Raw genomic sequence first — 24,285 nt, 5'->3', positions numbered from 1 at the left:
GCGCCGGCCTGGGCGCCGCCGGGCGGCGTCGCGTACGGATGCACTACACTGGCGCTTTGGCCGGCCGCGCGGCCCGCACAGCGTCATGCCCGGAGACGTGCCCGGACACGTGCCCGGAGACGTGCCTTGGTGACGAGCACCGACACCTGCACCGATCTGCACGGACGTCTGTACCGCAACCCGCGCGCCGCCCGCCCTGAAACCCAAGCCCTGACCACCGTGCCGGACTCGCTGTTTTCCGAACCCTCCGACGCTTCCCGACAACCGCTGGCCGAACGGCTGCGCCCGCGCAATATCGACGAGGTCATTGGCCAGCAGCATCTGCTTGGCCCGGGCAAGCCGCTGCGCGTGGCCTTCGAATCGGGCGAGCCGCATTCGATGATCCTGTGGGGCCCGCCCGGGGTCGGCAAGACCACGCTGGCGCGCCTGATGGCCGATGCCTTCGATGCCGAGTTCATCGCGCTGTCGGCGGTGCTGTCGGGCGTCAAGGACATCCGCGAGGCGGTCGAGCGCGCCGAGCAATACCGCGCGCACGGGCGCCGCACGCTGGTGTTCGTCGACGAGGTCCACCGCTTCAACAAGAGCCAGCAGGACGCCTTCCTGCCGCATGTGGAAAGCGGGCTGTTCACCTTCATCGGCGCGACCACCGAGAACCCGTCGTTCGAAGTCAATGGCGCGTTGCTGTCGCGGGCCGCGGTCTATGTGCTCAAGAGCCTGGACGACGCGGAGTTGCGCCAGCTCGCCCTGCGCGCCAGCGAGGCGCTGGGCGGCGTGGCATGGGACGACGAGGCGCTGCAGCTGATCGTGTCGTCCGCCGACGGCGATGGCCGCAAGCTGCTGAACAATATCGAGATCGTCGCGCGGGCCGCGCGTACCGCCGGTGCGCAAACGATCGACAAGGCGCTGCTCGGCAGCGCGCTGTCGGAGAACCTGCGCCGCTTCGACAAGGGCGGCGATGCGTTCTACGACCAGATCAGCGCGCTGCACAAGTCGGTGCGGGGCTCCGATCCCGACGCCGCGCTGTACTGGTTCTGCCGCATGCTAGACGGCGGCGCCGATCCGCGCTACCTGGCGCGCCGCATCGTGCGGATGGCGTGGGAGGACATCGGCCTGGCCGATCCGCGCGCGGCCCGCATGACGCTGGACGCGGCCGAGACCTACGAGCGCCTGGGCTCGCCCGAGGGTGAGCTGGCGCTGGCGCAGGCGCTGATCTATCTGGCGGTCGCGCCCAAGTCGAACGCCGGCTACAACGCCTACAACGCCGCGCGCGCCTTCGTCGCCAAGGACAAGTCGCGCGCGGTGCCGGTCCATCTGCGCAACGCGCCGACCAAGCTGATGAAGGAGCTGGGCTACGGCCATGCCTACCGCTACGCGCACGACGAGCCCGAAGCGTATGCCGCCGGCGAGCACTATTTCCCCGACGACCTGAAGGCGCAGGGCTGGTACCAGCCGACGCCGCGCGGCCTGGAGGGCAAGATCTCGGACAAGCTGCGCCATCTGCGCGAGCTCGACGACGCCTGGCACCGGCGCCAGAAGAGCCAGGCGGCGGGCAAGGGCGGCGGCAAGGCGGACGACGGCGACGGCTAGCGCGGTCATGGCCCGCGCGCCGCGGGCCGCAGGCCGGTACTGCGGCCGGGTCCTGCCGCGGTGCAGTAAAATGTGCGGTTCGGCGGCACGCCTGCCGCATCCCGATCGCTCCGATCGCTTCGACCGCACGCTTTTCCCGCAAACATGCTCGACATCCAGCTGCTCCGCAAAGACCTCGACGCCGTGGCGCAACGCCTCGCCACGCGCGGATTCCAACTCGACCTGGGCGCCTTCCAGGCCCTCGAAAGCGAGCGCAAGCAACTGCAGACCCGCACCGAGGAACTGCAGGCCCGCCGCAACGCGCTGTCCAAGCAGATCGGCATGGCCAAGGGCAAGGGCGAGGACGCGTCGGCGCTGATGGCCGAGGTCGGCGGCATCGGCGACACGCTGAAGGAATCCGCGGCGCGCCTCGACGACATCCAGGCCCAGCTGCAGCAGTTGATGCTGTCGCTGCCGAATCTGCCGCACGACAGCGTGCCGGTCGGCAAGGACGAAAACGACAACGTCGAAGTGCGCCGCGTCGGCACGCCGCGCAGCTTCGACTTCGCGGTGCGCGACCACGTCGACGTGGGCGAGCGTCTGGGCCTCGATTTCGAGAGCGCGGCCAAGATCACCGGCTCGCGCTTCGCGGTACTGCGCGGCGGGATCGCCCGGATGCATCGCGCGCTGGTGCAGCTGATGATCGATACCCATACGCTCGAGCACGGCTACACCGAGATGTACGTGCCGTACATCGTCAATGCGGCGTCGATGCGCGGCACCGGCCAGCTGCCCAAGTTCGAGGACGACCTGTTCAAGGTGCCGCGCCAGGTGGGCGGCGAGGGCGCGGACGGCGGCGAGCGGATCGAGAACTACTACCTGATTCCGACCGCCGAGGTGCCGCTGACCAATCTGATGCGCGACGCCATCGCGTCGGCCGACGAGCTGCCGCTGCGCTTCGTCGCCCATACGCCGTGCTTCCGCTCGGAGGCCGGCTCCTACGGCAAGGACACGCGCGGCATGATCCGTCAGCATCAGTTCGACAAGGTCGAGCTGGTCCATATCGTGCGCCCCGAGGAATCGTTCGACGCGCTGGAGCAACTGACCGGCCATGCCGAGGCGATCCTGAAGAAGCTGGACCTGCCGTTCCGCACCATCGTGCTGTGCACCGGCGACATGGGCTTCGGCAGCACCAAGACCTACGACCTGGAAGTGTGGATCCCCGCGCAGAACACCTATCGCGAGATCAGCTCCTGCTCGAACATGGGCGACTTCCAGGCGCGCCGCATGCAGGCACGCTACCGCGCCGGCCAGGGCAAGCCGGAGCTCGTGCACACGCTGAACGGCTCCGGCCTGGCGGTCGGCCGCACGCTGGTGGCGATCCTCGAGAACTACCAGAACGCGGACGGTTCGGTCACCGTGCCGACCGCGCTGCAGCCGTATCTGGGCGGCCTGACGCGGCTGGAGCCGGAGGCCTGAAGCCGGCGAAGCCGGGAGCAGGAAGTCATGCGCAAAAAGGCGCCGACCCTCTTGCAGTCTGTTTTTGACTTCTCTATAATCTCGGTTTCGCCGCAACGCGACCAGTTCAGGAGAGGTGGCAGAGTGGTCGAATGTACCTGACTCGAAATCAGGCGTACCGGCAACGGTACCGTGGGTTCGAATCCCACCCTCTCCGCCAGTAGTGCAAAACCCCCGAAGGCATGCCTTCGGGGGTTTTTGTTTTTGGGCGATGCGATTTGCTTTGCCCGAGCGCTCAGCCCGAGCCCACGCCGCCTGACGAGGCATCTCACTCGTCAGACGTCTCTCGATTCTCCGTTCGGATCCTCAAAGACGTCATCGAGGCACTGCGCGGCGCCGAGACGGTCGACCCATGCTTCCAGTTGCACCGGGCTGGCGACGGCGATTCCGGACGCAATATCCGGCGGGAGCGGCCCGAAGCGCTGGACCAGGACTTTCCGCAGCACATGCGCTTCACCTTCCTGCTTGCCCTCCAGCTTGCCTTCCAGCTTGCCCTCCAGCTTGCCTTCGAGCACGCCGGCTTGCCGGTAGTTATGCAACGATTGCAACAAGCTCATATTGACTTCCATCAGGTTGACCAATTCGGGCAGCAACAAGACACCTTCGCTCCAGCGTGTCGTAGTCAAGGCTGTGCAGCCAGTCGACCGGAATGAATCCCGTAATCAGTTCGCGCACCAATTGGGGCGCGGAGAACAGCAGCTTGTAGCAAGAGTCGTAAGTCAGAACCATGATCGGCAGTGCGGGGGTTGAGACCTGCGCAGCTTGCCGATGGGGCCACATCGAAGCTTCTGAAAAATGCACGCACTTTACGTTTCGGATTGGAGGCGTGCCCACAATGAGAAAAGTCCGCATCGGTGCAGTGCGCGCCGATGCGGACTTCTTGCTGCAGGGAACCGAAACGGCTTACTGGAACGCCTTGTCGTTCGGGTTCGCGAACAGGTCCTTCATCTCCGCCGACAGCGGGTAGTTCATGTTGATGCCACGCGGCGGGATCGGCGACTGGAACCACTTCTTGTACAGCTGCTCGGCCTTGCCCGACTTCATCAGGTCGGCGATCACGCCATCGGCGAGCGCCTTGAACTGCGGATCGTCCTTGCGCAGCATGCAGGCGTAGTTTTCGGTCTGCAGCGGCGTGCCGGTGACCGTCCATTCGCCCGGATTCTTGGCCTTGGTCAGTTCGCCGTACAGCAGCGGCTCGTCCATGACGAAGGCGACGGCGCGGCCGGACTCGAGCATCAGGAAGGCCTGGCCGTGGTCCTTGGCGCCGGTCAGGTTCATGTTCATCGCCTTCTCGCCGTTCATCTTGACCAGCAGGCGTTCACCGGTAGTGCCGGCGGTGGTCACCACGTTGCGGCCCTTCAGATCGTCGAAGTCCTTCACGCCGGCGTCCTTGCGCACCAGCATGCGGATGCCGTAGACGAACAGGCTGTTGGTGAAGCCGACCTGCTTCTGGCGCTCGAGGTTGTTGGTGGTCGAGCCGCACTCCAGATCGATGGTGCCGTTCTGCATCAGCGAGATGCGGTTCTGCGAGGTGATCGGGATCATCCGCACCTGCAGGTTCGGCATGTTCAGCTGCGTCTTCACCTTGTCGACGATCGCCATCATGATCTCGTGCGAATACCCCATGACCTCGCGGCCATTGGTATAGGAGAACGGGATCGACGACTCGCGATGGCCCAGGGTGATCACGCCGTTCTGCTTGATCTTGGCCAGCGTGTCGTTCTGCTGGGCATGGGCGGCGCCGATGGTGCCGAACGCACCGTAAGCGAGCGCGGCGGTCAGCAGCGCGGCCAGCGCGGGTCGCAGCGAACGGCGCGCCGGTCGTGGCGCGATGCGGGTGGCGGTAGGCAGTTTCATGGTCAGGCTCTCCTTGGTTGTGGAACGGCTCTTGTTGAAACGCGACATCGGTTGTGCTGCTAGCAAGGGCCGTGCAAGCGGCGGCTCCTCGTTCCGCTCTTCTGTTCGTACGCGCCGCAGCCGGGCGCTACGCCAGCGTTGCGCTGTAGTCCGCGGGATCGACCGCGGGCTGCCGCCCCGCCATCGTATCCGCCAGCAGGCCCGCGCTGCCCATCGCCAGCGTAAACCCCAATCCGCCGTGGCCGATATTGAGCCACAGGTTGCGCAGCCGCGACTGTCCGATCAGCGGCAGGCCGCTCGGTGTGGCGGGGCGCAGCCCGGCCCAGGGCTGCAGGTCGGACAAGGGACGGTCGCCGGCGATGCCGCCGAATACCGAGCGCGTCTCGTCCAGCAGCGTCGCCGCACGGCGTTCGTCGATGCGGGTATCGGGCCGCGTCAGGTCGGCCATGCCGGCCACGCGCAGCGTATTGCCGATGCGGGCATAGACGATCTTGCGCGCGAAGTCCGTGACGCTGATATGCGGTGCCTGCGCGCCGGAGCCGACGGGCACCGTGATGCTGTATCCCTTCAGCGGCCACAGCGGCGCGCGCAGCCCGAGCGGCCGCAGCAGCGTCGCGCTGCCGATGCCGCCCGCCAGCACCACTGCGTCGGCGGCCTCGAAGCCGTTGTCGGTATGCACGCCGCGGGCCGCGTCGCCCTGGCGTTCGATCGCGCGCACCGCGGTGCCGAAGCGCAGCGACACATTGGGATGCTGGCGCAGCAGATTGGCCAGCCCGACGCAGAAGCGGTGGCAATCGGCCACCTCCTCGCTGGGCGTATGGATGGCGCCGGCGATCTGGTCGCGGATGCCGGCCAGCGCCGGCTCCAGCGCGACGCAGGCGTCGCGGTCCAGCGCGTACTGCTCGCTGCCGAGACCGGCCTGGAAGTCCAGCAGCCGGCGCGCGGCATCGAAGCTGGCGGCGTCGCGATGGACGATCAGCTTGCCGCGCCGCGCAAAATCGAAGTCAATCTGGTGCTCGTCCAGCAAGGCGCGCATGCGGTCGCGCGAATGGAAGGCCAGCCGCAGCAGCTTGCGCGTGGTGGCGTCGCTGCGCGAGGCATTGCAGGCGCCGACGAAGGCGGCCAGCCAGCGCCATTGGGCCGGGTCCAGCCGGGGCCGCCACTGCAGCGGTGCGTCGCGGCGCAGCAGCCAGCCCGGTACCTTGGACAGCACGCCGGGACCGGCCAGCGGCGCGACATAGCTGTAGCTGAGTTGCCCGCCGTTGGCGAAGCTGGTCTCCAGCCCCGGACCGTCGCGCCGCTCCAGCACCGTGACCTCATGGCCGTCGTTGGCCAGTTGCCAGGCGGTGGCCATGCCGACCACGCCGGCGCCGGTGATCACCACCTTCATTGCCGTATCCGTCCCTACCGGTTTGCGATCCCGCAAGGGTAGAGCAGGGCGGCGCGGCTGCCCAATGCGAAGACGTGCCAGAATATGTCTTTCGGCTATACCGTGCCCCGATCCCCCGGATTTCCCATGCGCCTGCGACAAATCGAGGTCTTCCGCGCCGTGATGCTGACCGGTACCGTCAGCGAGGCGGCGCGGCTGCTGCACGTCTCGCAGCCGGTGGTCACGCGCGTGCTGCAGCACGCGGAGGCCTCGCTCGGCTTCCGGCTGTTCGACCGCGCCAAGGGCCGGCTGCGGCCGACGCCCGAGGCCACCGCGCTGTACGGCGATGTCGAACGGCTATATGGCGAGATCGACCGCGTGCGGCGGGTTTCCGAGAGCCTGCGCCACAAGGGCGCCGGCCGGCTGCGCGTGGCGGCGACGCCGAGTCTGGCCGATCCGCTGCTGGTGCCGGCGCTGCAGCGCTTCTGCGCGCGCCATCCCGACACCCAGGTGCAGGTGCTGACCCACCATACCGACGAGATCGTGCAGGGCCTGCTGCGCAACCAGATCGATATCGGTTTCGCCTTCGCGCCGCCGCCGCACGAGGCGATCGCCGCGCACACGGTCGCCGAAGGCCGCATGCTGCTGGCGGTGCCGCGCGGCCAGCCGCTGTCCGGGGCGACGCGGCGCACGCCGCTGCCGATGGCCAGGCTGATGGACCGCGCCTTCATCGGCTACGACGACCACAGCTCGCTCGGCCTGATGGTGCGCCAGCTGCTGGCGCGCAATGCGCTCGAGCCGCATTCGACGCTGGAAGTCCAGACCTATTCGCTGGCGCGCAAGCTGGTCGAGAGCGGGCTGGGCGTGGCGCTGCTCGACCAGTACACCGCGCTGGGCAGCGATCCGCAGGCGGTCTCGCTGCACGAAATCCAGCCGGCGATGGCCTTCGAGATCCAGATGCTGCGCGCCAGCCATCGCGGCATTCCGAGCCTGGCCGAGCAGTTGCGCGAGCGTTTTGCCGAGGCCGCGCGGGAGCTGGCGGGGCAGCTGGACCGGCGCCTGTCCGCGCCGGCGGTCGCCTTCGAGCACGCGCTCAAATAACCGCCGGGATCGCCTCCGGCATGGCCTGCTGAATCCCCCCCTCAGCGCAACGTCAGGCTGGCGTAGGCGCCCTCGACGAAGCGCACCCGCAGCCGCGGACCGTGCTTGCGCAGCGCGGCGTCGGCCCAGCGCTGGATCTGCTCCATGTGGGCGATATGGCTTTGCTGGGTCTGCGCGGCGGCGGTGGTATTGAACCAGAACGTGAAGGGCCGCGATTCGGCCTCCGGCGCGCGTGCCCGCTGCTCGGCGGGACCGACGCGCGCGGCCAGCAAGGCATCGAGCACCGTCAGTTCCGGATTGGTATGCGCGCCGTTGCCGCAGAACAGGTAATGGTCGGCCGATACCGTGCGGCAGAAGGCCGGCGACATATTGTGCTCGGAGCCGTGATGCTGGACCTTCAGCACGTCGACGTGCAGCGCGCCGTCGCGCAGCAGCTCGGCCTGCTTGAGCCCGGCGAGGATCATGTCGGGATGCGCGTCGCCGGTCAGCAGCACGCGACGGCCATCCTCTTCGACCAGCAGGATCAGCGACGCGATATTCGGCGTGGTGACGCCCTGGTATGACGGCGTGCCCTCCCATTCGCGCAGGTCGAACGGATCGTCGGCGCGTCCGCCCGCCATCGCCAGCAAGCCGCTGGCATAGCGGTCGCGGATGGCCTGGGCGCGCAGGCGGTTGGCCGGATCGCGCAGCCAGTGGTTCCAGCCTTCGCGCAGCCGCTTCAGTTCCGCGGCGGTGGGGCCGAGCACGCGGATGCGCAGCGAACCGAGCGACTCCGCGGCGGCATCCGGCCGCGCGATGATCAGCTTGCCGGCCGACGCCGACGCCGACGCCGACGCCGACGCCGACGCCGGCGTTACCACCTCGCCCAATGGCGGATTCAACGGAATATCGAGCAGGTCCGCCTTGATCAGCCGGGAAACCCGCAGCGCCTGCGGCACCGAGTTGGCAATGCGGGCGTACTGGCGCCCCAGCACCTCCAGCGGCTCGACATGGCTGGCCCGCAGCGCCCGCGCGCTGGCGGCGAGGAGGGAGTGGATCGGTCCCGCATTGGCGCCGATCTGGTCGTGGAAGGCGTTGTGCCACAGCGCGCCGATGCGCGGCACGCGGCGCGACGCCGGTTTGGCGGGCGGATCGCCGCGCTCGGCGTGGTAGTCGTAGACCTTCCACTCGAGCGCGGCCTCGAGCATCGCGAGAATGCCGCCCAGATGGTCGTCGTCGATATGGGAGACGTAGACCAGATCGAGCATGGCGTCGTCGCGCGCGAGCCGCTCCAGCGACGGCGCGACGAAATCGCGCATCGCCGCGCCGGTGCCGCCATCGCACAGCATCCTGTGGCCCGACGCCGCTTCGATCAGCAGGCAGTCGCCCTGATAGGACTGGAACAAGCGGATCTTCATGCGCGCCTCCGCGCCGGTGGGTCCCGCCGCTCGCGGCGCTCGTCGAAGGCGCGCGCCTCCTCGATCGCCGCGACCGGGTCGATCAGGCCGTAGCCCGCGTCGTTGCGCCAGGCGTAGTCGTGCGAGGGAAGCGGCCGCGCGGTGCGCCGCAGGATGCCCTGGCACTGGGCCGCCGTCAGCGTCGGCTTGGCGGCCAGCATCAGCCCGATCACGCCGCACACATAGGGACTCGCCATGCTGGTGCCGGTCATCGCGACCCAGCCGCCGCCCTCGACGAAGCCGTTGGCGGCGACGATGCCCGTGCCCGGCGCGCAGACATCCGGTTTGTTGCGCCCGTCGCGCGTCGGCCCCTGGCTGCTGGAGATATGGACCCGTGCCTGCTCGGCGTCGGCGTTCGCCACGCCGATCACCCAATGCGCGCAGGCCAGCGAATTGATCGAATGCGAATCGACGTTGGTGGCCTCGGCGAAGAACGATGGAAAGCGGTAGGCCGCCAGCTCGCGCCGGCGCTGCAGCTCCATCGGATCGTCGCGCTCGATCCACGCGTGAAAGCTGCCGTCGCGGATCTCGTCGCCGTGCAGCCGCACCTTCCACACGCCGGCGGTGATCGGCGTATAGGCGCGCGCATCGAGGAAGGGCGACAGGTAGACGCCGATGTAGTTGTCGCCGTTGGACGGATGGTAGAGTTCGTTGTAGACCGACAGCACGGTGCCGTCGGGCAGCCGCCGGTTCTCGATGTATTGCCGCGGCGCGACCTCGTACCAGTCGGTGGAGCCGGGCGGCTGCACCGAGACCGTGAAGCGGTCCTGCGCGCCGTACCAGATCTCGAGTTCGTTCTCGGACAGGTCGGCGATGCCATCGCCGACCACGATCCATTCGAGCTCGACCGTCAGGCCCTTGGCCGCGATCTTGCCGCTGGTATGGATGCGGCCCATGATCCAGCCGAAGCGGTCCTCGTCGGTGGGACGCTCCTGTCCCGCATTGCCGGCCGCGATCGAGATCGCGCGGCCCGGCGTGGCCAGGAACGCGTCGAGCCAGCGGCAGGTGCCGTTGGCGCCGTCGTGCGAGCCGCCGTTGGTCCCCAGGCTGATATTGATCGACAGCGGCAGGCCCTCCCGCTCGGCCACCGCCAGCAGATATTCGACTGCATGGACGATGCGCGAGGCATCGCTGAAGGTCCAGCGCCGCGCGGCATAGTCGTCGCCGGGCGGCTCGACGCTGATCAGCACGCCGGCGATCCGCGCGCCGGGACACAGTCCCTGATTGCCCGCGGCGATGCTGGCCACATGGGTCGCATGCGAGCCGGGCTCCTGCTGCGATTGGCGTTCCAGCTCGGTGGCGGGCGGTCCGCCCTTGCGCGCCGCCTGCAGCGCGGCGTTCGGGCGTTCGCGCGTCAGCTCGGCGCCATAGCCGAAGGCCTGCGGCGGCGGCCGGAAATCGCCGCCCTGGTCCCAGATCGACACGAAGCGCGTATTGCCGTCGGCATCGAGGAAGTCCGGATGCGAGAAATCGAAGCCGCCCACATCGATGATGCCGATCAGCACGCCGGCGCCGCTCTGCGCCTGGCCATCGACCGTGACGCGCCGCGGCGTGGGTGCGATCGCCGCCGCTGCGGCCGGGCCGCGATCAGGGCGCGGCAGCCGCAGCGACAGCGTCTCGCTGCGGTGCACGTAGCGCACGCCGTCGAGCGCGGCCAGCGCGCGCAGCGTGGAGATCGGCACGGTGGCCGCGATGAAATTGCGCCGATGCAGCAGCGGCGTGGCGGGCTGCTGTCCGGGCCGGCGACGATGGCCGGCCTCGGCCAGCATGCGGTCGATGGCGCGCAGCACGTGTTCGGTATCGTCGGGTGCGCCGGGCTCGCGCGGCTCGGTTTCGACGATCACGTTGATGAAGACGTCGTCGGCCACCGGCATGGCCTGCTGCTTGGGCCGCGTCACGCGGCCGCGATGCACCGTCAGGCAACTGTAGTCGCTGAGGCCGGCGGCAAAGCGGTCGCGTTCCTGCTGCTCGATCGCCAGCCGGCGCTCGGCCGGTTCGGGCAGCGCGGACTTGCGGGTCACCACGCATTGCGAGTATTGCGCGCGCAGCTGGTTGACCGGCTCGCTGCCGTTGCTGACCTGGCGCAGCTTGGGATGCAGATGCTGCAGGGGCGGGGTATCGTCGCGGGGCATCGGGGTTGTCTCCTCGTCGCGCTCGCTGCATAGCCTAACGGCTTCGTGCCGGCGCGGCCACTGCAAAATTTTCAAGCGTGAGTTCAGTGCGATCGCTGCCTGATTGCGGCGCGGGCGCGAACGACCCGGCGGCGTGGGCGCGATTCGCACGGCGCGCGTTCTATCATGCGGATTGACGCGGTGTTGTACCCGGCCCGGATGACATGGTCGTTGCCGCGAGAATTACGAAAACACGGAACCTGCCCATGCCTTCAATGGCGACGAAACGGATGACGAGATTGAGCACCAGATCGAGCACGAGATCGAGCACGAGCCGGAGGCCACGATGGACGAGCTGATCGCGGACTGGCCCGCCTGGCTGCGCTTCGAGCAGCCCACGCCCGGCCTGCTGATCGGCGGCCTGGTGCTGTTCATCGTGCTGGCCGTGCTCGGCCTTTGCCTGGTCCGCATCGCGCTGGTGCTGATCCATCCGGTGGTGCGGCTGCTCGATTCGCTGCGGCATGTCGCGCGCGATGCGCTGCACGCGCGGGCGGGCGACCGCTGGCCGCGCGTGCTGAAGCTGCTGGAGCGCGAGGTGGCCGAGATCCTGCTGGTGGCGATCGCTGCCGCGGTGCTGCTCGGCAGCGGCGGCCTGCTGATCTGGCTCGCGCTGGCGGTGGCCGCGGAAACGCCGCTGGTGCGGGTCGACCAGGCGGTGTTCGCGTGGCTGCAGCAGGGCCGGCAGGACTGGCTCGACGTGGCAATGACCGCCATCACGGAGTTCGGCGGCGCGCGCATCGCGGTGGCGATCGGCATCGCGGTGTTCGGCTGGCTGGCGTGGCGCCGTGCGTGGGCCGCCGCGGTCTATTGGACGATCGCGCTGATCGGCGCGCGCGCCTGCGTGCTGGTGCTCAAATACGGGCTGGCGCGCGGCCGGCCGGCCAGCATCTACGGCGGCGTCGAGTCGTTTTCATTTCCGAGCGGACACGCGACCAGCAGCATGGTGACCTACGGCTTCCTGGCCTTCCTGCTCTGCGTGCGGCAACCCTGGCGCGTGCGCATTCCGGTGCTGGCGGTGACCGCGACCGTGGTGGTCGCCATCGGCCTGTCGCGGCTCTATCTGGGCATGCACTGGCTGTCGGACGTGGTGGCCGGCTACGCGCTCGGCATGGCGTGGATCGTGATGCTGGCGACCGCCTACATGACGCTGCACGTGCCGGCGCGGCTGTCGCCGGCGCCGCTGGCCGGTGTCGCCGCGGCGGCGGCCCTGGCAGCGGGCGCGTGGGTCGCCGTCTATCACCTGCCCCACAACGTGGAGCGCTACCGCGATGCCGCTAAGGCCGTGCCCGTTGTGCCGGCGCCGGGGCCGGAGACGCAGCGGAGTCCGGCGCGGCTGGATCCACCGCGGGATCGGTCGCCGGAGCGACCGCCGGTCCCGCAGGCTGCGGGGATTCCTGCAGCGGCGTAGGGCGCGCGGCGCTGCCACTGCCGGTGCTCGTGCCCGCGCCGGTGCCGGTGCCAGTACCAGTACCAGTACCAGTACCAATGCCACCCCCCGCGCCCCGCCGGCAGCCGCGACACCAGCAGTTGGTCGATCTTGTGGTGGTCGATGTCGAGCACCTCGAAGCGGTAGCCCGCGGTCTCGATGAACTCCGACTTCTTCGGGATGCGCTTCAGCGTGTAGATCACCAGCCCGGCCGCGGTGTCGACATAGTCCTCCGCCGGCAGCGCGTCGAGATCCAGCGCCTTCTTCAGGTCGACCAGCGGCGTCACGCCGTCGACCAGCCACGAGTCCTCGTCGCGCCGCACGATCTGCTCGTCCTCCGACGAATACAGGATGTCGCCCATCAGCGCGCCGACGATATCGTCGAGCGTGACGATGCCGACCACCAGCCCGTATTCGTTCATCACCACCGCGAAGCTCTGGTGCATCTCGCGAAAGCGCGTCATTGCCTCGGACAGCGTCAGCGTGTCCGGAATCACCAGCACGTTCTTGTCGTAGTGCCGCGCCAGGTTGGCGATCGCGGAATCGGCCTCGTCGGCCAGCATCGAGCGCAGGATGTCCTGCGATTCGACGAAGCCCTGCACGTCGTCCAGGTCGTGGTCGCAGACCGGATATTGCGCGTGCGGATACTTGACCAGCTTGCGCCGCAGGCTGTCGGGGCTCTCGTCCAGCGCGAGGTAGACCACCTCGTCGCGCGGCGTCATGATCGCTGTCACGCTCTTGGAGTCGAGCTCGAACACGTTCTCGATCAGATGGATCTCGTGCTTGAGCAGCACGCCGGCCTCGGCGCCGGCATCGACCATCGCCGCGATGTCTTCCGACGTGATCTGCTCCACGGCCTTGGTCGGCAGCCCGAGCAGCTTCAGCGCGGCATCGGCGGCGGCGTTGAACAGCCAGACCAGCGGCTTGAGCACCTTCAGCAGCCACAGCATCGGGCCGATCACCGCCAGCGCGCAGGTTTCCGGGAAGCTCATCGCGATCCGCTTCGGAATCAGGTCGGCGAACTGGATGAACAGCAGCGTGACCAGCAGGAAGGAGCCGATATTGGCGATGCGCTGCGCGACCGTGTCGGTGAAGTGGGGCGACAGCAGCGCGAAGGCGAAGTCCGACAGATGCTTCTCGCCCAGCACGCCGGCCAGGATGGCGACGGTATTGACGCCGATCTGCACGATGGTGAAGAAGTTGCCCGGCTCCTCCTTGAGCAGCATCACCTTGGTCGCGCGGCGGTCGCCACGCTCGGACAGCGTCTGCAGCTTGGTGCAGGCGCGCGGCGGTCAGGGCGATCTCGGAGATCGAGAAGAAGGCGCTGATCAGGATCAGCAACAGCAGGATCAGGACGAACATGGCGATGGCGGCGGGGGCCGGTGGCTTGAGGCCGGAGGGGCGCTTCGATGATGGTGCAGGCCGATGCGGGCTGTCAATGCGAACGGAACGCCGCCTGGATCGGCCGTTATATAGCCATAATAAATTGTTATTTTTGATTCGATAGCGGTTGACTTACTCTGTGCCGGTACGCATGGGGTGCCCAAGTGCTACCGAGGCGCTACCGAAGCGCCGTCAGGTGCATGCACTATCATGCCGTCCATCAACTTCGATTGGAGAACTCGATGACCTGGTTTACCGCTGGCTGGATTCGCCCCCTGATCGCCGCGCCGCTGCTCGCCATGGCGATGGCCGGCGCCCATGCCGCCGATCTGCTCGACAACGTCAAGCAGGCCGGCGTGCTGAAGATCGGCCTGGAGGGCACCTATCCGCCGTTCGGCTATCGCGGCGCCAACAACCAGCTCGAAGGCTTCGATGTCGACGTCGCGCGCGCGGTGGCGGGCAAGCTGGGCGTCAAGCCGGAGTTCGTCACTACCGAATGGAGCGGCATCATTGCCGGCCTGCAGGCGGGCAAGTTCGACGTGATCGTCAACCAGGTCAACGTGACGCCGCAGCGCAAGCAGGTGCTGGATTTCTCCAAGCCCTACGTCTACTCGGCCGCGCAGCTGATCCAGCGCAAGGACGACAAGCGCGAATTCAAGTCGCTGGAGGACCTGAAGGGCAAGCGGCTGGGCGTCAGCCTGGGCAGCAACTACAACGAGCTGGCCAAGTCGGTGGCGGGCATCGACGTCAAGACGTATCCGGGCGCGCCCGAATATCTGCGCGACCTGGCCGCGCAGCGTGTCGATGCCGCGCTGAACGACCGGCTGATGGTCAACTACCTGATCAAGACCTCGAATCTGCCGCTGCGCGCCGGCGCGGTGGTGCAGGGCGGCGATACCGAGGTCGCGATCCCGTACCGCAAGGACAACCCCAAGTTCGCGCAGGCCATCGACCGCGCGCTCGACGATCTGCGCAAGGACGGCACGCTGACCAAGCTGTCGGTCAAGTGGTTCGGCGCGGACGTGACCAAGCCGGTCAAGTAAGCCGACGGCTCGCCGAAGGCGGAACGGCAGTGCAAGCGCACTGCCGTTTTGTTTTTTGGGGCGCCACTTTATGATTCCGACTTTGCGCGCGCTCTTGCGCGGCCTCTTGCGCCCCTGATCCCGCCTGCCATGCCATCCCTTCAACTGGTAATCGATTCGCTGCCCGTGCTGCTGCAAGGCATGGTGCTGACCATCAAGTTCGCGCTGTCGTCGATGGCCTTCGGGCTGGTGATCGGACTGGTGGTCGCGCTGATGGGGATCGGCCACAACCGCGTGCTCAGGGCGATCGCGCGCGTCTATGTCAGCGTGATGCGCGGCACGCCGCTGCTGGTGCAGATCTTCGTGGTGTATTACGGCCTGCCGGGCATCGGCATCGCGCTCGAACCGACCCCGGCGGGCGTGCTGACGCTGAGCCTGAATGTCGGCGCCTATCTGTCCGAGAGCATGCGCGGCGCGATCCTGGGCATCTCGCGCGGGCAATGGCTGGCGGCCTATAGCCTCGGGCTGACGCCGGCGCAGACGCTGCGCTACGTGGTCGGTCCGCAGGCGCTGCGCATTGCGGTGCCGAGCCTGTCGAACAGCCTGATCAGCCTGATCAAGGACACCTCGCTGGTGTCGGTGATCACGGTCACCGAGCTGCTGCGTACCACGCAGGAACTGATCGCGGCGACCTACCAGCCGCTGCCGCTCTATCTGGCCGCGGCGGCGATCTACTGGGTCTTGAGCACGCTGCTGTCGTTCGTGCAGCGGCTGCTGGAGCGCAGGCTGTCGTTGCCGGGGCGGCATTGAGGGGCAGGTAGGGGAGGCGCGGCGCAATTGCCCGCTCCCCAACCCTCTCCCGCTCGGGGGAGAGCGCCAATCCCCTCAACCCGCTTCCGCGATCCGCTTCGCGATGTGGTCCAGCGCTTCCTCGACCTGATCGACCAGGATCAGGCACAGGTCGCCCGGCTGCAGGCGACTCAGCGCGGTATCGATGGCAAGGAATTCGCCGCGGATCTCTTCGACCGCCGTGGCGCGCGTCGCGCCTTCCAGCCCCTCGCGCAGCAGCGCCAGCACCTCGCCGTCGGCGCGTCCGCGCTGGCACTGGTCCTGGTACAGCACCACGTCGTCGAACGCGCCGCCGAGGATCTGCGTCTGGCGGCGGATGTCCTCGTCGCGGCGGTCGCCGGCGCCGCTGATCACCACCATGCGGCGGCGCGCGGGCATCGTCTCGATCGCGTTGCACAGCGCCTGGATCGCGTCCGGGTTGTGGCCGTAGTCGGCGATCAGCGTGGCGCCGCGGTAGTCGAACAGATTGAAGCGGCCCGGCGCGCTCGCGGCGTCGCTGACGAAGGTTGCCAGGCCGCGGCGGATCACCGACCAGTCGATGCCCAGCGCCCACGCGGCGGCGGTCGCCGACATCGCGTTCTCGACCTGGAAGCCGATGCTGCCGCCGCGCGTCAGCGGAATGTCCTTCAGCGCGATGCGCACCTGGGTATCGCCCTCGGCCGCGACCAGATCGCCGCCGTCGGTGAACACCACGCGCTTGCCCTGCGCGCGATGCGTGGCCAGCACCGGGTGCTCGGCATCGCGGGCGAAGAAGGTGACCGCGCCCGGGCAGGCGTCGGCCATGCGCGCGACCATCGGATCGGCGGCGTTGAGCACGGCCATGCCCTGCGGCGAGACGTTCTGCACGATCACGCTCTTGAGCACCGCCAGGTCTTCCACCGTGCTGATATAGGACAGCCCGAGATGGTCGCCTTCGCCGACATTGGTCACCACCGCGACATCGCAGCGGTCGAACGCCAGCCCTTCGCGCAGCAGGCCGCCGCGCGCGGTCTCGAACACGGCCGCGTCGACGTCGGGGTGCAGCAGCACGTTGCGCGCGCTGCGCGGGCCGCTGCAGTCGCCGGTGTCGATGCGCTGGCCGTTGACGTAGACGCCGTCGGTGCCGGTCATGCCCATGCGCAGGCCGCTGCCGGCCAGCAGGTGGGTGATCAGCCGGACCGTGGTGGTCTTGCCGTTGGTGCCCGACACCGCGACCACCGGAATGCGGCCGTCGTCGCCGTCGGCGAACATCGTCGAGACGATCGCCTCGCCGACCGCGCGGCCCTTGCCGTAGGACGGCTGCAGATGCATGCGCAGGCCCGGCGCGGCATTGACCTCGACGATGCCGCCGGCCTGTTCCTCGAAGGGCTTGAGCACGGTCTCGCAGACCGCATCGACGCCACAGATATCGAGGCCGACCATCTGCGCCGCGGCCACCGCGCGCGCCGCCATCTCGGGATGCACGTCGTCGGTGACATCGGTGGCGGTGCCGCCGGTCGACAGGTTGGCGTTGTTGCGCAGGATCACGCGCGTGCCCTTGGGCGGCACCGATTCCGCGGTGAGGCCCTGCTTGGCGAGCGTCGCCAGTGCGATATCGTCGAAGCGGATCTTGGTCAGCGAGGTCGCGTGGCCCTCGCCGCGGCGCGGATCGCGATTGACCTCGTCGACCAGCTGGCGCACGGTATGCACGCCGTCGCCGATGACCTGCGGCGGATCGCGCCGGGCCGCGGCGACCAGCTGGTTGCCGACCACCAGCAGCCGGAAATCGTGCCCCGGGATATAGCGTTCGACGATCACGTCGCTGCTGATCTCGGCCGCGACCTCATAGGCCGCCATCACTTCCTCGCGCGTGCGGATGCGGACGGCCACGCCCTTGCCCTGGTTGCCGTCGCGCGGCTTGACCACCACCGGCGCGTCGATCTCCTGCGCGACTTCCCACGCTTCCTCGGCGCTGGACACCGAGCGGCCCAGCGGCACCGGCACGCCGGCCGCGTGCAGCAGGCTCTTGGTCAACTCCTTGTCCTGCGCGATCGATTCGGCGACCGCGCTGGTCATGTCGGTTTCCGCGGCCTGGATGCGCCGCTGGCGGCTGCCCCAGCCGAACTGCACCATGCTGCCCTGCGTGAGGCGGCGATAGGGGGATGCCGCGCGCGACCGCGGCATGGACGATGGAGCCGGTGCTCGGTCCGAGGCGCACGTCCTCGTCCAGCTCGCGCAGGCGGGCCAGCGCGCCGTCCAGATCGAACGGCGTGTCGTCGCGCGCGGCGCGGCACAGCTGCTGGGCGAGATCGAGCGCGAGGCGTCCGACCTCTTCCTCGCTGTACTGCACCACCACCTGATAGGTACCGGGCTCGACCGTGGGCGAGGTACGGCTGAAGGTCACCGGGCAACCGGCGGCCGCCTGCAGCCGCAGCGTCGCGCATTCGAGCGCATGGGCCAGCGACGCATCGCCGTGCGCATCGTCGGGACGCAGCGGGCCGATGTCGGGGAAGCGCGCGCGCAGGCGCTCCTCGAAACCGGGCAGGTCCTCGATCGTGCCGGCTTCGTCGGGACACGCGACGATCGCTTCGATCGCGGTGTGGCGGCACCACAGGTTCGGACCGCGCAGCGCGCGGATGCGTGAGACTTCCATCAATCAGTTTCCTATCGGTCGGCCGCCGGCCGGTCGGGGCGCGACCCCGCGGCAGGCGGCCGTTCTATCCTTCAGCGCTTCGGCGTGTCAGCACCTCGGCGCCCTGGGCCTCTGGTTCTCGATGCCGGCCGGTCAACCGCGCCGGGCCGGCTGGCCCAGCCAATGGTGGACCTGGTCCAGCGTGGTGCCGATGTCGGCCTCGTCGGCCTGCAGCACCAGCAGATCGCCCGCCACCAACTGCGACAGCGCGGCCTCGACGGCCTCGCGCCGGCTGCCCTGGTCGATGATCTTGTTGACGCGGCGGCCTTCGTACAGTCCCTTCTTCAGCAGCGCGCGCCTCGCTGTCGGGCAGCTTGCGGGTGACGCTGCGGTCTTCGCACAGGAACACGCGATCGAAGGCGGCCCCGAGCGCCTTGCCCTGCTCGATCAGGTCGGCATCGCGGCGGTCGACGCCGGCGCCGAACACGGCCAGCCGGCGTTCGGACGGGAAGCGGTCCAGCGCCTTGGCCAGTGCCTCCAGCGCGGGGGCGTTGTGCGCGTCGTCGACGATCACGGTGGCGCCGTTGCGCTCGTAGAGCGTGAAGCGGCCCGGCACGTCGAGCTGGCCGACATCGAAGGTCATCACGCCGGCGCGGATCAGCTCGTGCGAGATGCCCAGCGCCCACGCCGCGGCAACCGCCGCCAGCACGTTCTCGGTCTGGAAGCCGACGCGGCCCGCATAGGTCAGCGGAATCGCCGCGACGTCGGCCAGCGGCATCTCGCTGTTGCCGGTGGCCAGCACGATGCGGCCGTCGCGCACGTAGACCGCGCGCTTGCCGGCGGCACGGTGCTGGGCGATCGCCGGCAGCTCGGCGCTGGCGCCGAAGAAGATCACGTCGCCGTCGCACAGATCGGCCATCTCGACCACCAGCGGATCGCGCGCGTTGAGCACCGCGGCGCCGTGCTTGAGCACGACGTCGACCTGCGTGCGCAACACGCTGTACATCTTTTCCGCGTCCTCGATGTAGTAGTGGCCGAGGTGGTCGGGGGTATCGATATTGGTGACCACGCCCACCAGGCAGCGATCGTAGGCCAGGCCCTCGGACAGCATCGTGCCGCTGTCGTTCTCGAACACCGCGGCCTCGACGGCGCGGTTCTTCAGCACGCGGGTGGCGGCCTCCCAGTTCGCGCGATCGCCGCCTTCGACCAGCCGCCGGTCCAGATAAAGGCCGTCGCTGCAGGCCAGGCCCGTATGGCGGCCGGACAGCTGCAGCAGGCGCGCCACCAGCTTGGCGACCACGGTCTTGCCGTTGGTGCCGGTGATGCCGACCACGGGAATGCGGCCGTCGTCGGCCGGGGCGTCGCCGTCGGCCGCGGGCGGGAACAGATGATCGACGATGGCGCGGCCCACCGGACGCGGCGTGCCGGCGGCAGGCTTCAGGTGCATCAGCAGGCCGGGGCCGGCATTGACCTCGACGATCGCGCCGCCTTGTTCGGCGAGCGGGCGCGAGATGTCCTCGGCCACCAGGTCGATGCCGGCGATGTCGAGGCCCACCACGCGCGCCGCCAGCGCGGCATGCGCGGCGACGCTCGGGTGGACGCGATCGGTGACGTCGAACGCCACGTTGCCGTTGCGCTGGATCAGCACATGGCGGCCCTCGGGCGGCACCGACTCGGCGGTGAAGCCCTGGCGCTTCAGTTCCAGGCGGGCGGCCGAATCGAGCCGCACGCGGTTCAGCGGATGATCCTCGGTGTTGCCGCGCCGCGGGTCGCAGTTGATCTGCAGTTCGATCAGCTCGTCGATGGTCGACTTGCCGTCGCCCACCACGCTCGCCGATTCCCCCCCATCGCCGCCGCCACCAGCCGACCGCCGACCACCAGCAGGCGGTGCTCGTTGCCGGGCACGAAGCGCTCGACGATCACGCCGCTGCCTTCCTCGATGGCCACCGCATAGGCGGTCTGCACTTCCTCGCGGCTGATCAGGTTGGTGAAGACGCCGCGGCCGTGGTTGCCGTCGTAGGGCTTGACCACCACCGGCACGCCGATCTCCTCGGCGGCCTCCCAGGCGTCGTCGGCGCTCTGCACCAGCCGGCCTTCGGGCACCGGCACGCCGCACGATTCGAGCAGCGACTTGGTCAGGTCCTTGTCGCGCGAAATGCTCTCGGCGATGGCGCTGGTGCGGTCGGTCTCGGCGGTCCAGATGCGGCGCTGGCGTGCGCCATGGCCCAGCTGGACCAGATTGCTGTCGGACAGGCGCAGCGCGGGGATACGGCGGTCGTCGGCGGCGTAGACGATGCAGGCCGTGCTCGGGCCCAGCCAGTGGCGATCGATGAGACTGCGCAGTTCGTCCACCGCCGCATCGACGTCGAAGGGGCGGTCCTCGATCGCGGCCATCACCAGGTCGCGCGCGAGGAACAGCGCGGCGCGCGCCACGCGTTCGTCCCAGGCCGTCACGATGACCTTGTAGACGCCCACCAGCGGGGTCTCGCGCGCCTTGCCGAAGCCGCCGGGCATGCCGGCCAGGCTCAGCAGCTCCAGCGTCACGTGCTCCATGATGTGGGCGGGCCAGGTGCCTTCCTTCAGCCGCTGCAGGAAGCCGCCCCGTTCGCCGATGCTGCACCGGTGCTCGATCAGCGAAGGCAGCCAGGCCGAGAGGCGCTCGTAGAAGCCGGGAATCTTGTTGGAGGGGAATTCCTCCAGTTCTCCGATATCGACCCACGCCTCCAGCACTGGCCCATATGTCCACATATTGGGGCCGCGCAGCGACATGACATCGAATATCTCAATGTCCTTTTTCTTCATTGAATTAGCTTGAGGCATGGGCGATGCGCCCGTGGGGCGGAAGTCTAACCTTTCAATAACGTTACAGCGTAGACCTGGTTGACTTCCCGACGAAAAAGCGTTTGTGCGCCGCGACAGACGCCGCCGCGCGGATGTGGCTTATGTATACTTGCGCCGCGCTTGCACCGCACTTGCGCCGAATTGTCTGCGACATATCGGCATTCTTGCAGCGCCCGCCATTTTTATTTGTATCAAGACATGTCGTTTCGACCGTCGGCCGACCGCTTGCGCCATGCTCGCGCAGCCCGACGAAACGACGCCCGCTGTGCCGACCATGACCCTTGCTGCCACCTCCGTATCCTCGACCCCCACGCTGCCTGACCCCTGGCGCGTCTCGCTGGAGGCCGAACTCGCCTCCCGCCCAGGCATGCCCGGTGAAACGGTGCTGGCCTGGCTGGAGGTCGATCTCGACCGGCGGCTGCATTTTACAGAAGGCGTGGTGGTTGTCACCGGTCGCCGCGTGCTGGCCAGGGACAACGCGCAGGACGCGGGGAACGGGCAGGGCGGCTGGCGGCAATGGCCGATCGGCGCCGAACTGACGCTGCACCATGGCGACCACGCCGGCGTCGGCACGCTGGAGCTGCAGGATCGCAGCGGCCGGCTGGCGTCCTGGCACTACACGCTCGGCAACAATCCCCGCCGCGCTGCGCCTGCTCGACACGTTCAACGCCCAGCGCGATCGTCTGGCCGCCGGCGCCGCGCGCGAGGCCATCGAAGTGGAAGGCGTCTGCCCGACCTGCCGCGCGCCGCTGCCGCCGGGCGAGGACGAATGCCCCCAATGCAGCCGCGAACTGGAGACGCCGCCGTCGACCTGGGCGCTGCTGCGGCTGTGGCGCTTCGCGCGGCCGTACCGCATGCAGTTGTTCGCCGGCTTCGTGCTGACGCTGCTGTCGACCGGCGCCACGCTGGTGCCGCCGTACCTGACCATGCCGCTGATGGACAAGGTGCTGATTCCCTACCAGAACGGCGTGCCGATCGACTACGGCCTGGTGCGGCTCTATCTGGGCGGCCTGCTGGGCGCGGCGCTGATCGCCTGGAGCCTGGGCTGGGCGCGCACCTATCTGCTGGCGCGGGTGTCCGAGCGGATCGGCGCGGATCTGCGCACGACCACCTATGAACACCTGCTGAAGCTGTCGCTCGAGTATTTCGGCGGCAAGCGCACCGGCGACCTGATGGCGCGCATCGGCAACGAGAGCGACCGCATCTGCGTCTTCCTGTCGCTGCATCTGCTCGACTTCTTCACTGACGTGCTGATGATCGTGATGACCGCGGTCATCCTGATCTCGATCAACCCCGGCTCGCGCTGGTCACGCTGGTGCCGCTGCCGTTCATCGCATGGATGATCCACCAGGTCCGCGACCGGCTGCGCCATGGCTTCGAGAAGATCGACCGCAACTGGTCCGAGATCACCAACGTGCTGGCCGACACCATCCCGGGCATCCGCGTGGTCAAGGCCTTCGCGCAGGAGCGCCGCGAGGTCGAGCGTTTCCGCGAGGCGAACCGGCACAACCTGGCGATCAACGACCGCGTCAATGCGGTGTGGTCGCTGTTTTACGCCGACCGTGACGCTGCTGACCGAAGTGGGCCTGCTGGTGGTCTGGATCTTCGGCATCTGGCAGGTCTCGCGCGATGCCATCACGGTGGGCGTGCTGGTCGCCTTCCTGACCTATATCAGCCGCTTCTACACGCGGCTCGATTCGATGAGCCGGATCGTCTCGGTCACGCAGAAGGCCGCGGCCGGCGCCAAGCGGATCTTCGACATCCTCGACCACGTATCGAGCGTGCCGGAGCCGGTGCGGCCCACGCAGCTGCCGCAGGTCCGCGGCGCCATCGAGCTGCGCGATATCGGCTTCCGCTACGGCAGCCGCGCGGTGATCCGCGGGCTCGATCTGCAGATCCGTCCCGGCGAGATGATCGGCCTGGTCGGCCACAGCGGCTCGGGCAAGAGCACGCTGGTCAATCTGATCTGCCGCTTCTACGACGTGTCGGAGGGCGCGATCCGCGTCGACGGCGTCGATATCCGTTCGCTCGCGGTGGCCGACTATCGCCGCCATATCGGCCTGGTGCTGCAGGAGCCGTTCCTGTTCTTCGGCACCATCGCCGAGAACATCGCCTACGGGCGGCCCAATGCGACGCGCGCCGAGATCATCGCCGCCGCGCGCGCCGCCCATGCGCACGAGTTCATCCTGCGGCTGCCGCACGGCTACGACTCGCTGGTCGGCGAGCGCGGGCAGGCGCTGTCGGGCGGCGAGCGCCAACGCATCTCGATCGCGCGTGCGCTGCTGATCGATCCGCGCATCCTGATCCTCGACGAGGCGACCTCGTCGGTCGATACCGCGACCGAGAAGGAAATCCAGAAGGCGCTCGACAACCTGGTGCAGGGCCGCACCACGATCGCGATCGCGCACCGCTTGTCGACGCTGCGCAAGGCCGACCGGCTGGTGGTGATGGACCGCGGCCGCATCGTCGAGGTCGGGCCGCACGACGAGCTGATGGCGCGCGAGGGGGCGTACTACAAGCTGTATCAGGCGCAGGCGCGCAACGTCGATACCGATCCGGACGATCCGGTCGAGGTCAATACCGTCGCGCCCCATGTCACGGCCGGCGCCGTCGTCGTGCAATAAGGAAGTCCGATCATGCAAGCAAGCGAATCGACGACTGCGGTCGCATTCCCGTTCGAACTGTCGCGCAATCCGTTCGGCCGTCTCGTGATGACCACCGCGGAGGGCGGCGTGCATGAAGGCGTCGTCGCCGTGCGCGCGTTCCCGATCACCGCGCCGGACGACGGCATCGCGCTGGTCAGCGCCGATGGCCACGAGCTGGCCTGGATCGATCGTCTTGAAGACCTGCCGGCGCCCGCGCGTGCGATCGTCGAGGAAGAGCTGGCCGGGCGCGAGTTCATGCCCGAGATCCGCCGCATCGTCAGCGTGTCGACCTTCGCCACGCCGAGCACGTGGCAGGTCGAGACCGATCGCGGTCCGACCCGGCTGGTGCTGCGCGGCGAGGAGGACATCCGCCGGCTGGCGGGCACCACGCTGCTGATCTCGGACAGCCACGGCATCCACTATCTGATCCGCAGTCTCGATTCGCTCGACAAGGCAAGCCGCAAGCTGCTGGACCGCTTCCTGTAGCGGTGTTGGATGCCGCCGACGCGGG

The 24,285-nt window shown here is 68.5% G+C and carries 13 protein-coding genes, 1 tRNA gene and 4 pseudogenes; 9 read left to right on the top strand and 9 right to left on the bottom strand.

The annotated features are described in order from the left end of the window. Positions 1–219 precede the first annotated feature (219 nt). The 3 genes from OJJOAM_RS05140 to OJJOAM_RS05130 all read left to right on the top strand — a co-directional run bounded on the left by OJJOAM_RS05140 (position 220) and on the right by OJJOAM_RS05130 (position 3,244). Positions 220–1,587 carry a replication-associated recombination protein A gene (locus OJJOAM_RS05140; RefSeq protein WP_226108615.1) on the top strand — a complete coding sequence of 456 codons (1,368 nt, stop codon included), beginning with the start codon at positions 220–222 and terminating at the stop codon, positions 1,585–1,587. A gap of 144 nt (positions 1,588–1,731) precedes the next feature. Next, positions 1,732–3,045, top strand: a complete 1,314-nt coding sequence (gene serS, locus OJJOAM_RS05135) for a serine--tRNA ligase (protein WP_422649085.1) — start codon at positions 1,732–1,734, stop codon at positions 3,043–3,045. Positions 3,046–3,154: 109 nt separating this feature from the next. Beyond that, positions 3,155–3,244, top strand: a tRNA-Ser gene (locus tag OJJOAM_RS05130). A gap of 115 nt (positions 3,245–3,359) precedes the next feature. On the opposite strand, the gene OJJOAM_RS05125 is transcribed toward OJJOAM_RS05130, so the two are convergent. The 3 genes from OJJOAM_RS05125 to OJJOAM_RS05115 all read right to left on the bottom strand — a co-directional run bounded on the left by OJJOAM_RS05125 (position 3,360) and on the right by OJJOAM_RS05115 (position 6,331). Next, positions 3,360–3,710, bottom strand: coding sequence for a hypothetical protein (locus OJJOAM_RS05125; RefSeq protein WP_422649084.1), 351 nt, complete (start codon positions 3,708–3,710; stop codon positions 3,360–3,362). Between the two features lie 277 nt (positions 3,711–3,987). Then, positions 3,988–4,941, bottom strand: coding sequence for a glutamate/aspartate ABC transporter substrate-binding protein (locus OJJOAM_RS05120; protein WP_422649083.1), 954 nt, complete (start codon positions 4,939–4,941; stop codon positions 3,988–3,990). A gap of 127 nt (positions 4,942–5,068) precedes the next feature. Continuing rightward, on the bottom strand, positions 5,069–6,331 hold the full coding sequence (locus OJJOAM_RS05115) for a D-amino acid dehydrogenase (RefSeq protein WP_422649082.1): 1,263 nt from the start codon (positions 6,329–6,331) through the stop codon (positions 5,069–5,071). 126 nt (positions 6,332–6,457) lie between these two features. Between OJJOAM_RS05115 and OJJOAM_RS05110 the strand changes: the two genes are divergently transcribed. Further along, positions 6,458–7,411, top strand: coding sequence for a LysR family transcriptional regulator (locus OJJOAM_RS05110; RefSeq protein WP_422649081.1), 954 nt, complete (start codon positions 6,458–6,460; stop codon positions 7,409–7,411). 41 nt (positions 7,412–7,452) lie between these two features. Here the strand turns inward: OJJOAM_RS05110 and OJJOAM_RS05105 are convergent, their stop codons facing one another. From OJJOAM_RS05105 to OJJOAM_RS05095, 3 genes are all read right to left on the bottom strand, one after another. Next, the gene (locus tag OJJOAM_RS05105) at positions 7,453–8,808 is read right to left on the bottom strand and encodes an MBL fold metallo-hydrolase (protein WP_422649080.1); all 1,356 of its coding nucleotides are present in this window, start codon (positions 8,806–8,808) and stop codon (positions 7,453–7,455) included. Then, the gene (locus tag OJJOAM_RS05100) at positions 8,805–10,979 is read right to left on the bottom strand and encodes a S8 family serine peptidase (RefSeq protein ID WP_422649079.1); all 2,175 of its coding nucleotides are present in this window, start codon (positions 10,977–10,979) and stop codon (positions 8,805–8,807) included. Before OJJOAM_RS05100 ends, OJJOAM_RS05105 begins: the two co-directional genes overlap by 4 nt. Positions 10,980–11,142: 163 nt before the next feature. Beyond that, positions 11,143–11,289 (bottom strand): hypothetical protein, encoded by a 147-nt coding sequence (locus OJJOAM_RS05095; RefSeq protein ID WP_422649078.1) that lies wholly within the window; start codon positions 11,287–11,289, stop codon positions 11,143–11,145. 15 nt (positions 11,290–11,304) lie between these two features. Here OJJOAM_RS05095 and OJJOAM_RS05090 point away from each other — a divergent pair, with 15 nt between their 5' ends. Then, positions 11,305–12,426: a phosphatase PAP2 family protein gene (locus tag OJJOAM_RS05090; RefSeq protein ID WP_422649077.1), complete on the top strand. Its 1,122-nt coding sequence runs from the start codon at positions 11,305–11,307 to the stop codon at positions 12,424–12,426. Between the two features lie 98 nt (positions 12,427–12,524). On the opposite strand, the pseudogene OJJOAM_RS05085 reads toward OJJOAM_RS05090, so the two are convergent. After that, positions 12,525–13,806 (bottom strand): annotated as a pseudogene (locus OJJOAM_RS05085) (hemolysin family protein); the annotation flags it as partial. A 320-nt stretch (positions 13,807–14,126) separates the two neighbouring features. On the opposite strand from OJJOAM_RS05085, the gene OJJOAM_RS05080 reads away from it, so the two are divergent. Further along, a complete protein-coding gene (locus tag OJJOAM_RS05080; protein WP_422649498.1) occupies positions 14,127–14,870 on the top strand; it encodes a transporter substrate-binding domain-containing protein in 744 nt (247 codons plus the stop codon). Between the two features lie 129 nt (positions 14,871–14,999). Continuing rightward, positions 15,000–15,659: an amino acid ABC transporter permease gene (locus OJJOAM_RS05075; RefSeq protein WP_149317858.1), complete on the top strand. Its 660-nt coding sequence runs from the start codon at positions 15,000–15,002 to the stop codon at positions 15,657–15,659. A gap of 75 nt (positions 15,660–15,734) precedes the next feature. On the opposite strand, the pseudogene cphA (OJJOAM_RS05070) reads toward OJJOAM_RS05075, so the two are convergent. Both cphA (OJJOAM_RS05070) and cphA (OJJOAM_RS05065) read right to left on the bottom strand, forming a co-directional pair. Then, positions 15,735–18,309 (bottom strand): annotated as a pseudogene (cphA, locus tag OJJOAM_RS05070) (cyanophycin synthetase). A 132-nt stretch (positions 18,310–18,441) separates the two neighbouring features. Beyond that, positions 18,442–21,090, bottom strand: a pseudogene (gene cphA, locus OJJOAM_RS05065) (cyanophycin synthetase). Positions 21,091–21,403: 313 nt separating this feature from the next. On the opposite strand from cphA (OJJOAM_RS05065), the pseudogene OJJOAM_RS05060 reads away from it, so the two are divergent. Further along, a pseudogene (locus tag OJJOAM_RS05060) lies at positions 21,404–23,753 on the top strand (ABC transporter ATP-binding protein). Between the two features lie 12 nt (positions 23,754–23,765). Beyond that, the gene (locus tag OJJOAM_RS05055; RefSeq protein ID WP_422649076.1) at positions 23,766–24,260 is read left to right on the top strand and encodes a DUF1854 domain-containing protein; all 495 of its coding nucleotides are present in this window, start codon (positions 23,766–23,768) and stop codon (positions 24,258–24,260) included. Positions 24,261–24,285: the final 25 nt, after the last annotated feature.

It is taken from the genome of Cupriavidus sp. H18C1, from assembly GCF_049311595.1.
GTDB lineage: Bacteria > Pseudomonadota > Gammaproteobacteria > Burkholderiales > Burkholderiaceae > Cupriavidus > Cupriavidus cauae.
Note: the sequence above shows the minus strand (reverse complement) of the source record. Positions and strands in the feature narration are given on the sequence as shown.

Excerpts from the sequence above, each read along its gene's own strand:
- OJJOAM_RS05075 (WP_149317858.1), top strand. The coding sequence starts at position 15,000 with ATGCCATCCCTTCAACTGGTAATCGATTCGCTGCCCGTGCTGCTGCAA.
- OJJOAM_RS05105 (WP_422649080.1), bottom strand. The coding sequence starts at position 8,808 with ATGAAGATCCGCTTGTTCCAGTCCTATCAGGGCGACTGCCTGCTGATC.
- OJJOAM_RS05110 (WP_422649081.1), top strand. The coding sequence starts at position 6,458 with ATGCGCCTGCGACAAATCGAGGTCTTCCGCGCCGTGATGCTGACCGGT.
- OJJOAM_RS05090 (WP_422649077.1), top strand. The coding sequence starts at position 11,305 with ATGGACGAGCTGATCGCGGACTGGCCCGCCTGGCTGCGCTTCGAGCAG.
- OJJOAM_RS05120 (WP_422649083.1), bottom strand. The coding sequence starts at position 4,941 with ATGAAACTGCCTACCGCCACCCGCATCGCGCCACGACCGGCGCGCCGT.
- OJJOAM_RS05080 (WP_422649498.1), top strand. The coding sequence starts at position 14,127 with ATGGCGATGGCCGGCGCCCATGCCGCCGATCTGCTCGACAACGTCAAG.
- serS (WP_422649085.1), top strand. The coding sequence starts at position 1,732 with ATGCTCGACATCCAGCTGCTCCGCAAAGACCTCGACGCCGTGGCGCAA.
- OJJOAM_RS05115 (WP_422649082.1), bottom strand. The coding sequence starts at position 6,331 with ATGAAGGTGGTGATCACCGGCGCCGGCGTGGTCGGCATGGCCACCGCC.
- OJJOAM_RS05055 (WP_422649076.1), top strand. The coding sequence starts at position 23,766 with ATGCAAGCAAGCGAATCGACGACTGCGGTCGCATTCCCGTTCGAACTG.
- OJJOAM_RS05100 (WP_422649079.1), bottom strand. The coding sequence starts at position 10,979 with ATGCCCCGCGACGATACCCCGCCCCTGCAGCATCTGCATCCCAAGCTG.